Here is a 9,606-nt window from a genome sequence, read left to right on the forward strand (position 1 = left end):
CGACCGTCTGCCGACAGGCGGCCGACGCGGCCGATGACCCGTGCCGCCCGGGGTGCGCGGAGGCTCGAATCCACTCGGATCCGCAGATCTTCGGTCCATCACCCATGACAACGGGTATTCCGCAGAACGGCGTACCGGCGCACGCACCCGTCGGCGTACGGCGACACGCTCGCAGGATGGGAATCCTGATGCACGCGAGAATGGCGTGACACTGACTCCTCACCATCGACAATGGCCGGAATCGGACATTGTTTGTTTTTTCCCAGTGGATATCTCCCGCACATGGGAGGATCATTGTCAACGGTGTTTACCCTCAATACCACCACTGGGACGGGAACGATGAGAAAAATGACGAGAATCCTCCTTGTCGCGGCAGCGCTGGCCGGGAGCATCGCCGCGGCCGGGCCCGCCAGTGCGGCACAGGGGTGCTCCGGCGCAGGGCCGACCGTGGTCGATCACCACGGAACGTCCTGGTCAACGACGTATTGCAACGCATGGCTCGGCGGCAACCTCGAAAGGGGTGTCGGCAGGGACAACCCCAGTGAAATTTCTGGATACCTCTACGCGAACAGGGCATGGTTCGTCTGCCAGCAGCAATTCACCTACCTGGAGAACCCTCCGGCCGGCGAGTACCGCAACAACTGGTGGCTTTACACCCAGGGCGATGAGGCCTATCTGGACCAGGGATGGGGCTGGTTCCCGGCGGTGAACGTTTCCGGGGGCGGAAACTACGAGCCCATTCCCGGGCTGCGCAACTGTGGTTTCCCCGAGACCCTGTCCGCGGAGACGGGCCCCTCCGGACAGGTCGACGCGCCGGGCCGTTGAGGTCTGCGGCCCCCTGGGGTCGAGGGGCATCGGCACAGGATCCAGAACCAAGGGGCCCTGGCCTCCAACACCCCGGCGCCCTCGCCGGCCGCCGTGGAGCGCCCGGCCTCGGCGGAGCCACCTCGGAGACCGTGTTCTTCCGTGGTCGGACGTGCGTGTGAGGGTGCGCCTGCCTGGTTCCCCCCGCCCCGTACCGACGCCCCTCCGCCACGGCGGCCCCGCACCGGCACGAATCCGGTGCGGGGCCGCTGGGCCGTCGGCGTCTCCGCATGCGGCCTTGGTCGCCTTGAGTGTCTGGGCGATCTCACAGGGTCATGGTGCGTGGTGAGGCGCGTCCGTGGAGGCCGGGCTCCTGCCCGGCGCGCCGTGCCGCCCCTGGCGCCGCCGGTCCGCGCCCTTCGTCCCCGACGGACGGCCGGGCGGGAGCGCGCTCAGCTGATCTTGCGCCGGTAGGTGGCCATGGCGAAGGCGTACGCGACGACGAGGATGCCGACGCACCAGGCCAGGGCGGTCCAGACGTCGTTGCCGACCGGTTGGCCGGTGAGCAGGTCGCGGATCGTGTTGACGATGGACGTCACCGGCTGGTGTTCGGCGAACCAGCGCACCGGGCCGGGCATGGTGTCGGTGGGCACGAACGCCGAGCTGAGGAACGGCAGGAAGATGAGCGGGTAGGAGAAGGCGCTCGCGCCCTCCACCGAGGTCGCGGAGAGGCCGGGGATCACGGCGATCCAGGTCAGCGCCAGGGTGAACAGGATCAGGATGCCGGCGACCGCGAGCCACGCCCCCACCCCGGCCCCCGACCGGAAGCCCATGAGCAGGGCGACGCCCACGACGACCACGAGGGAGAGGACGTTGGCGACGAGCGAGGTGAGGACATGGGCCCACAGCACGCCCGACCGGGCGATCGGCATGGACTGGAAGCGCTCGAAGATCCCGCCCTGCATGTCGGTGAAGAGCCGGAACGCGGTGTAGGCGATCCCTGAGGCGATGGTGATGAGCAGGATGCCGGGCAGCATGTAGTTCACATAGGAGACCGACCCGGTGTCGATCGCGCCGCCGAACACGTAGACGAACATCAGCATCATGGCGATGGGCATGACGGCGGTCGTGATGATGGTGTCCGGGCTGCGCGTGACGTGGCGCAGGGTCCGTCCGGTGAGCGCGGCGGTGTCGCCGAGGAAGTGCGTTGCCATGGTCGGTCCCCTACTTCTTCTCTAATGCGGTCCGGCGGTCTTCGCCGTCCGTGTCGGAGCCGCCGGTGACCGCGAAGAAGACGTCCTCCAGGGTCGGCTGCTTCTCGACGTATTCGACCTCGGCGGGCGGCAGCATCGCCCTGAGCTCGGCGAGGGTGCCGTTGACGATGATCCGGCCCCGGTGGAGGATCGCGATCCGGTCGGCGAGCTGTTCGGCCTCGTCCAGGTACTGCGTGGTCAACAGGACCGTCGTGCCGCTCCCGGCGAGGTTCTTCACCGCCTCCCACACCTCGACGCGCGCCTGGGGGTCGAGCCCGGTCGTGGGTTCGTCCAGGAAGATGACCGGCGGGTTCCCGATGAGGCTCATGGCGATGTCCAGGCGGCGGCGCATGCCGCCCGAGTAGGTCGACACCCTCCGCCCGCCCGCCTCCGTCAGCGAGAAGCGGGAGAGCAGGTCGTCGGCGATCGCGCCCGGCTCCTCCATGTGGCGCAGCCTGGCGACGAGCACGAGGTTCTCCCGACCGCTGAGGATCTCGTCGACGGCGGCGAACTGTCCGGTGAGGCTGATGGACTCCCGCACGTTCGCCGACTGCGCGGCGACGTCGAAGCCGTTGACCGCGGCGGTTCCCTTGTCGGCCTTGAGCAGGGTGGACAGGATTCTCACGACCGTGGTCTTGCCCGCCCCGTTGGATCCCAGCAGGGCGAAGATGCTGCCCGGCGCGACGTCGAAGTCCACCCCGCGCAGCACGCGCAGGTCCTTGTAGGACTTCTCCAGGCCCCGCAGGCGGATCGCCGACTGCTTCTGTGTCTTCATCGGAGGGGTCCCTCTTCCTTTCCGGTGTCTTCTGCGGCGGCGCGTTCGATGGCCCGGGCCAGGCGTTCGCGCTCCTTCTTGATCCACTGGCCCTCCGAGTAGTTCGCCAGGAACGTCTCGGCGAACTCCACGGGGTCCTCCCCGACGATCTCCCGGATCGGGGTTCCGACCGCGGCGCTCTGCTCGAAGAGGTCGATGAGGTCGTCCAGCATCTCCATCAGGATGTCCCCCTTCGTGATCGAGCCGAAGTACATCAGGTATCGGTCGAGCGCCTCGATCGCCGTGCGGTAGTTCCCGGGAAGCTGTTTCGTGCGCGCCTTGTACTGCCGGTACCGCTTCTTGTCCTCGAACGATCCCGTGACCTGTTCGATCCAACTGGGTGCCATTTTCACTCTCCTCCTTCTCGGAGCTGTTCAAGTCGTTCTGTGAGGAAGCTCCAGGTCCTCCAGAACTCTTCGAGGTATGCACGCCCCTGGGAATTGAGCGAGTACACCTTGCGCGGCGGCCCCTTCTCGGACGGGACCTTCTCGACGTCGACGAGGCCGCGCCGCTCGACCCTGACGAGCAGCGCGTAGACGGTGCCCTCGGCGATGTCGGAGAAGCCCTGGTCCCGCAGCCACGCCGTGATCTCGTAGCCGTAGGCCGGTCGGCCGGACAGGATCGCGAGGACGATGCCCTCCAGGATCCCCTTGAGCATCTCCGTTGCCTGCTTGCCCACGGAACGCCTCCTCTGGCTACTCATCAACACTGACTACTAGTGCATAGTATTACTGACTACCAGTACATAGCAACACCGAATACCGATGAGGGTTGTCCGCGCTGCGAGCACGTGGTGGGGCGCGGCGCGGCCCTGGTGGCCCACCCGAGGCGACGCAGGTGGCCCTGGGCCGGGGCGTCCGCCCCCGCGGCCGGATGCCGTCAGGCGGATCCCCCCGACGGGCTCCGCCCGCCGGTCGGCCCGTTTGCCCCGGGCGACTTCGCCACGTTCAAGGCGCTGGTCGCCGGGCAGCCCTGCCCTCCGGCAGGAGGACGTCCCCCGGGACGGCCCCGGCTCCGGTCCCGGCGGCACCGCCCGCGGGGGCCTTCCCTGGGCGGAGAGGCCGCGACGTGCCGAGCGCGACTACTCCGCGGGCAGGACGTCGAACTCGTTGCCCTCGGGGTCGGCCATCGCCACCCAGTCCTCGATCCGGGCCGTCCTGGTGGCGCCCAGTCGGACGAGCCGTTCGGCCTCGGCCCCGACGTCCTCGGCCCACAGGTCCAGGTGCACCCGGTTCTTGGCGCTCTTCGGTTCGGGGACCTTGTTGAAGAACAAGCGGGGCGCTGCTCCCGAAACCGGCTGGACGAGCACCGAGGGATCGTCCTCGGGGTCCTCGATCCCCTCTCGTCGGAGTCGCTCGAGTTCCCCGTCGTCGTAGGGGGCGACCTCGTACCCGTCGAGCGCCGCCGCCCAGAAGCGGGCCAGGGAGGCGGGGTGGGAGCAGAACGCCCTGTGGTGGCTCACAGGCTCCTACTCGGTCGTGGCCAAGTACCTGGAACGTGACGCGCGCGCCTCCGTGGTGGTGGACACCTGCGATCTGGAGCGTATGGAATTCCTCCAGGTGACCATGCACGGCAAAGCCGAGGTGGCGCCCTTCGACCAGGTTCTGGCCAGACGTCTGCTGCGCCGCTACCTGGGTGAGGACGAGGAGGCCTGGCATCCGGACTTCCGGCACTACGCGGATGACGGCCGCCTGGTCCGCTTCACACCCGACCGCACCGTCGTCAAGGACCTGTCCAAGAACGGCGAGACGTAGCCCTCGGGCACGGCAGGGCGGGGAACACCCCGGAACACGAGATCCCGGCCGGAGTCGGGAACGGCGTCGACCCGTCCCTGCCTCCGGAGCGCCCGGGCCGGGAGGGAGCGCGGCCCCCTCCCGGCCGCTCCGGCTCAGGCGGTGCTCGAGGAGCACCCGCCCAGGTGCCGGGCCAGGAAGCGTTCGAGCGTGCGGTACAGCTCGATGTTGCTGTCCGTGTTGACGAACCAGTGGCCCTCGTTCTCGTTCAGCAGGTACTCGACCTCGGCGCCGCGGGCGCGGAGCGCGTCGAAGACGCGGTCGGAGTTGCGGCGGTGGACGCGAACGTCGTTGGCGCCGTGGATGAGCAGCACCGGCGCGGTGATGTCGTCGACCCGGCCGATGGGAGAACGGGCGAGCATGTCGGCCTCCTGGCGGGGGTCGTCCGGGTCGCCGATGTAGCGCAGGTAGCTGTTCTCGACGGCGCGGCGGGCGAAGGGGACGACCGACCGGACGAGGTCGACGAGGTCGGACATCCCCGTGTAGCTGACCGCTGCGGCGAACCGGTCCGGGGTGAACGCGGCCCCGACGAGTGCGGCGTAGCCGCCGTAGGAGCACCCGTAGATCGCGACCCGGTCCGGGTCGGTGATCCCCTGCTCGACCACCCGGTCGAGGGCGTCGAGCAGGTCGTCGTGCATCTTGCCCGCGAACTCGCCGATCGCGGCCCGGGTGTGGGCCTTGCCGTAACCGGTGGAGCCGCGCATGTTGACCTGGAGTACCGCGTAGCCGCGGTTGGCCAGCAGCTGCACCTCCGGGTCGTAGCCCCAGCTGTCGCGGTACCACGGTCCGCCGTGCACCAGCAGCACGGTCGGCAGGCCGCGCGGCTCTACCCCGACCGGCAGGGTGAGGTGGCAGGGCAGGGACAAGCCGTCGCGGGCGGTGACGGTGATCGGGGTGACCGGTGCGAGCCGGGCCGGGTCCAGGTGCGGGAACGGCCGGAACAGGCGGCGGGCCCGACCCGTGGCGTGGTCGTAGAACCAGGTGACGCCGGGATCGCGGTCGTGGGTGAAGTCCACCACCCAGCGTTGCGCCGCGGCGTCGCAGGACACGTGGGCCAGGTCGCCGTCGGACAGCTCGGCCAGCCGCGGCAGCACCGCGGCGAAGTGCGTGTCGAGCGCGTGGACCTCCTGCCTGGCCCCGAGGTAGCGGGCGCCCAGGAGTTCTCCGGTGGCCGGGTGCAGGATCAGCGAGGACGGGAAGCGCGGATCGGCCTCGGGACGGGGGGTGTCCAGGTCGAACACGGGGTGGCTGTCCACCCCGGTCTGCTCGCCGGTGTCCAGGTCGACCCGGACCAGGCGGGTGCGGTCCGAGCCGCGCGAGGAACCGATCCACAGCCCTCCCCCGTCCGGGGTGGGCGCGGCCGGGAGGACCCCGAAGAGGGCGTCCGCGCCGGGGAACCGCGCGATCGGGCGCCGCTCACCCGCGTCCCACTCCGACAGCACGTGGTCGCCCCCCTCCTCCATGGTGAAGGCCAGCAGCCGGTCGGGGGTGCGCAGCCAGGAGAGGACGTCGCCGGGGTTCTCCGCGGCCGTGGTCAGGCGGCCGGTGGCCAGGTCGAGCTCGAAGAGGTCGATCAGGTCGGGGCGGCGCATGTTGAGCTGCACGAACGCGGTGCCCGGCCGGTCCGGCGGGAGTTGCGCGCCGAGCAGCCGCACGCCCTCGTAGGGGGTCAGGTCGACCGCGGGCTCATCGGGGCGGTACGGGTCGGCGCGGTGCAGGTGCCAGTTCTCGTCGCCGTCGGCGTCCTGCTGGAACAGCAGGTGGCGGCCGTCCGTGGTCCAGAAGAAGGCGTCGATGTCGCGTCGGGTGTCGGAGGTGACGCGCCGGACGTCCGGGGCGTCGGCGTCGTGTGCGTCGTCGGGGGCGGTCCAGTCCGAGTCCAGGTCGCGGACGAACACGTTGAGCCGTCCCCGCCACGGGGCGAGGTAGGCGACCTTCGCACCGTCCGGGGACAGCAGGGCCCGGCTACGGGCGGGCGGGCCGAAGAACTCTTCGACGGAGATCAACTTCGACGGAGCGGTCATGGCGAATCCTCGGGGTCGGTGGATACGGCGCCCCCGAGTCAAGACCCCGACGTCGCGTCGTACGCAAGCCCGCGGGAGATGTCCTGGGTCACAGTGCCCCTCAGAGTACGGACCGGCGCGGGGCCGCGGAGCCGGGTCAGGCCCCACCGGGCCGGGCCAGCCGCTGTTGGACCCGGCGCAGGACGCGGTGTTGCACGGGCCTGAGGTTCTGCCGGTTCAGTTCGTCCATCAGCTCTTCGGCCTGCGCGTCGAGCGGGGGCAGGCCGTCCAGCCGCTGTACCAGCGGCTCGAGGTGCTCGACCAGCTCGTCGATCAGCGAGGAGACCTCCTCGTCCGGGGTGTCGGGCCCGAGTGCGTAGAAGCGCGCCGTGAGCGGCGCGAACGCGGCCGTGCCGCTGTCCGCCCCGCCGAACAGGGCGGCGAACCCCGCCGCGCCGTCCTCACCGAGCAGGTGGCCGACCAGGACCAGCTGTTCGTGCTCGTAGCGGGCCATGTCCGCAGGCATCTCCGCCGCCGGGCCGGAGCGCCATGCCGAGACTTCCGGCGGCAGGTCGGGCGGGGCGCCGCTGAGGCGCAGCGCGGCGATCCCGGCCCGGCGGGCGACGAGCCGTTCGATGTCGGCGGCGGCCTGGCGGTCGAGCTCGTCGAGCAGCTCCTCGGCGGCCGTCGGATCGTCCAGCACCGCGGGGAGCGCGGACAGCGGTACGCCGAGTGCGGTCATCCTCGTGATGCGCAGGAGGCGGACGAGGTGGCCCACACCGTAGTCCCGGTAGCCTCCGGCCGAGCGCGGCGGCTCGGGCAGCAGTCCGATCTGGTGGTAGTGGCGCAGCGTGCGGACGGTGACGCCGGCCAGCTCCGCGAGCTCACCGCTGAGCATGGGACGGCTCCTTCGGCTCCAGGTCGCGCAGGGCACGCGACACGACCACGGTCGGCAGCACGAGGATCCGCACGCCGGCCCCGGCCAGGACCGGGGGCCCGTGGTCGGCCGTCACCCCGGCGGGACCGGTCTCGGCCGGTGCGGCGATCATCAGCAGGGTGGTCCTCACGCCGAACACCCTCCCACGTGCCGCGCCGGGGGTCCGTTCGACCTGCGGCGGCGCCATCGCAGCGATGTCGTTGCCGCGCGGGCTCAGCGGATGCGGGGCGGGACAGGGGGCGACGACCGGGGACCGTGTGAGCGGCATGCGACCAGGAAAGACCCGGACGCTGCGTCGGGGTCAAGGCGGTCACGGCCGACGGGGCGGTGATCCGGGCCACCGGTTCCCGGCCGGGACGGACGCCGCCCCGGTTCCGCCGGGCGGCGGAGGACGCCGTCGCCGCGTGGCACGGGAGGCGGACCACGTCTGCCGGAGGCCTCCGCGGAGGACGGTTGAGTGCGCGTACTCATGCCGCCGCGGGCCCCGGCCCGCACGATGGACCCATGACCTTCCGGCAGAAGCGCACCCCCCTCTCCCCCGTCCTCGCCATGACCCTCGGCGCCGTGGCCGTCATGGTCGCCACGACCGCGTGCGGAACCGCGCAGGCGGTGGAACCCAGCTCCTCCTCGGAGGAGGCACTCCCCGAGTTGAACGCGGACGGCAGCGCGCCCTCCGAGCGCATGTCCCTGGAGGAGGCCGCACCGTTCCTGGAGGCCCAGGGCTACCTCCCCGCCGAGGGCGACCTCAGCGGTTACGAGATCGGATACCTGCCCGACGCCGTGGAGGGCACCCCCTACGACCACGACGTCAACGCCTGGATGTCCCGGCAGCAGCAAGGGCAGGAGGAGGTCGTCCTGCCCGACGCCGAGGAGGTCGAGCGGTCCTGGCTGCCCGACACCGTGGACGTGGACCACCTCGTCGACGACGACGGCCGGGTCCTTCCCGAACGCGAGGTGTTCGCCCCCTCCGACGTGTACGTCACGGTCCACCGGCACGCGGACTTCACGGACGTGGACGCCTACCTGGCGCCGGATGCCGAGGGCGGCATCCCCCTCGAGGAGGTCCTGCCCGGAGGCGGCATCCGGGAGCTCCCGGACGGCACCGGCCACTACAACGGGGCCGGGGCGCTCTTCTCCCCCGAACCCGGCGTGGTGATCGAGGTCTCCTACATGGACGACACCGTCATGGACGAACTCCTGGAGGGCCCCGACGGAGCCGTGGAAGGCCACCCCGAGGAGGTCCTGCTCATCGTGGAGGGCATCGGGCCCGTCTAGGGCCTGTTTGGTAACTGGTGTGATCAGGGATCAAAGCACCGATCCGGTCACGCCAGGCGTGTCACCCCGCACAGCAGCGAAGCCTTCGGTAGACGAGTCAACGACCAAGAAGACCGAGCCCACCGAAGGCTTCGCTGTGACTCTACCCAAACCGGGGCGCGGTGACCTCACCGACGCCCAGTGGGCGCTGCTGTGCCCCCTGCTGCCCGCCCCGACCACGGGCCGCCCGCCCTCGCGGTCCAAACGCCAACTGATCAACGGCATCCGCTGGCGTGTGCGGGCCGGGGCGCCCTGGCGGGACGTGCCCGAACGGTACGGGCCCTGGCAGAGCGTCTACGACCTGTTCCGCCGCTGGTCCCTGGACGGCACCTGGGCCCGGCTCCTGGACTCGCTGCAGTCGGTGGCCGATGCGGCGGGACTGATCACCTGGCAGCTCAACGTGGACTCCACCATCGTGCGCGCCCACCAGCACGCCGCCGGGGCCCAGAAAAAGGGGAAGGTTCAGATCACGAAACGGTGGAGCCCGACGACCACGCCCTGGGGCGCTCGCGCGGCGGGTGGACCACCAAGATCCACCTGGCCTGCGAGCAGGGCCACAAGCCGATGTCGGTGGTGCTCACGGCGGGGCAGCGGGGAGACGCCCCGCAGTTCGAGCCGGTCATGGAGCGCGTGCGCGTGGCGGGACGGGGCCGGTCGGGGCCGGCGCGCACCCGCCCGGTGCGGGTGC

The 9,606-nt window shown here is 70.7% G+C and carries 10 protein-coding genes and 3 pseudogenes; 5 read left to right on the top strand and 8 right to left on the bottom strand.

Going from position 1 to position 9,606, the window contains the following annotated elements; all coding sequences use genetic code 11:
- The first annotated feature begins 348 nt into the window (after positions 1–348).
- Positions 349–825 (top strand): hypothetical protein, encoded by a 477-nt coding sequence (locus tag ACWGL3_RS28220; protein WP_267944765.1) that lies wholly within the window; start codon positions 349–351, stop codon positions 823–825.
- 431 nt (positions 826–1,256) lie between these two features.
- Here the strand turns inward: ACWGL3_RS28220 and ACWGL3_RS28225 are convergent, their stop codons facing one another.
- The 5 genes from ACWGL3_RS28225 to ACWGL3_RS28245 all read right to left on the bottom strand — a co-directional run bounded on the left by ACWGL3_RS28225 (position 1,257) and on the right by ACWGL3_RS28245 (position 4,333).
- The gene (locus tag ACWGL3_RS28225) at positions 1,257–2,018 is read right to left on the bottom strand and encodes an ABC transporter permease (RefSeq protein WP_267944766.1); all 762 of its coding nucleotides are present in this window, start codon (positions 2,016–2,018) and stop codon (positions 1,257–1,259) included.
- 10 nt (positions 2,019–2,028) lie between these two features.
- Positions 2,029–2,832 (bottom strand): ABC transporter ATP-binding protein, encoded by an 804-nt coding sequence (locus ACWGL3_RS28230; RefSeq protein WP_267944767.1) that lies wholly within the window; start codon positions 2,830–2,832, stop codon positions 2,029–2,031.
- On the bottom strand, positions 2,829–3,218 hold the full coding sequence (locus tag ACWGL3_RS28235; RefSeq protein ID WP_267944768.1) for a DUF1048 domain-containing protein: 390 nt from the start codon (positions 3,216–3,218) through the stop codon (positions 2,829–2,831). The genes ACWGL3_RS28230 and ACWGL3_RS28235 overlap by 4 nt, the downstream gene beginning before the upstream one ends.
- A gap of 2 nt (positions 3,219–3,220) precedes the next feature.
- Positions 3,221–3,550 carry a PadR family transcriptional regulator gene (locus ACWGL3_RS28240; protein ID WP_267944769.1) on the bottom strand — a complete coding sequence of 110 codons (330 nt, stop codon included), beginning with the start codon at positions 3,548–3,550 and terminating at the stop codon, positions 3,221–3,223.
- Between the two features lie 402 nt (positions 3,551–3,952).
- Complete coding sequence (locus ACWGL3_RS28245) at positions 3,953–4,333, bottom strand: VOC family protein (protein WP_267944770.1); 381 nt, start codon at positions 4,331–4,333, stop codon at positions 3,953–3,955.
- Here ACWGL3_RS28245 and ACWGL3_RS28250 point away from each other — a divergent pair.
- Positions 4,305–4,625: pseudogene (locus ACWGL3_RS28250) on the top strand (pyridoxamine 5'-phosphate oxidase family protein); the annotation flags it as partial. The gene ACWGL3_RS28245 and the pseudogene ACWGL3_RS28250 overlap by 29 nt on opposite strands.
- Before the next feature lie 134 nt (positions 4,626–4,759).
- On the opposite strand, the gene ACWGL3_RS28255 reads toward ACWGL3_RS28250, so the two are convergent.
- The 3 genes from ACWGL3_RS28255 to ACWGL3_RS28265 form a co-directional block, all read right to left on the bottom strand.
- Positions 4,760–6,688 (bottom strand): alpha/beta fold hydrolase, encoded by a 1,929-nt coding sequence (locus ACWGL3_RS28255; protein WP_452461993.1) that lies wholly within the window; start codon positions 6,686–6,688, stop codon positions 4,760–4,762.
- Positions 6,689–6,824: 136 nt separating this feature from the next.
- Positions 6,825–7,565, bottom strand: coding sequence for a MerR family transcriptional regulator (locus ACWGL3_RS28260; protein WP_452461994.1), 741 nt, complete (start codon positions 7,563–7,565; stop codon positions 6,825–6,827).
- Positions 7,552–7,734, bottom strand: coding sequence for a hypothetical protein (locus tag ACWGL3_RS28265; RefSeq protein ID WP_452461995.1), 183 nt, complete (start codon positions 7,732–7,734; stop codon positions 7,552–7,554). The genes ACWGL3_RS28260 and ACWGL3_RS28265 overlap by 14 nt, the downstream gene beginning before the upstream one ends.
- Before the next feature lie 374 nt (positions 7,735–8,108).
- On the opposite strand from ACWGL3_RS28265, the gene ACWGL3_RS28270 reads away from it, so the two are divergent.
- From ACWGL3_RS28270 to ACWGL3_RS28280, 3 genes and pseudogenes are all read left to right on the top strand, one after another.
- On the top strand, positions 8,109–8,879 hold the full coding sequence (locus ACWGL3_RS28270; protein ID WP_452461996.1) for a hypothetical protein: 771 nt from the start codon (positions 8,109–8,111) through the stop codon (positions 8,877–8,879).
- Between the two features lie 136 nt (positions 8,880–9,015).
- A pseudogene (locus ACWGL3_RS28275) lies at positions 9,016–9,342 on the top strand (transposase); the annotation flags it as partial.
- 53 nt (positions 9,343–9,395) lie between these two features.
- Positions 9,396–9,606: pseudogene (locus tag ACWGL3_RS28280) on the top strand (IS5/IS1182 family transposase); the annotation flags it as partial.

Source organism: Nocardiopsis sp. NPDC055824 (assembly GCF_053616335.1).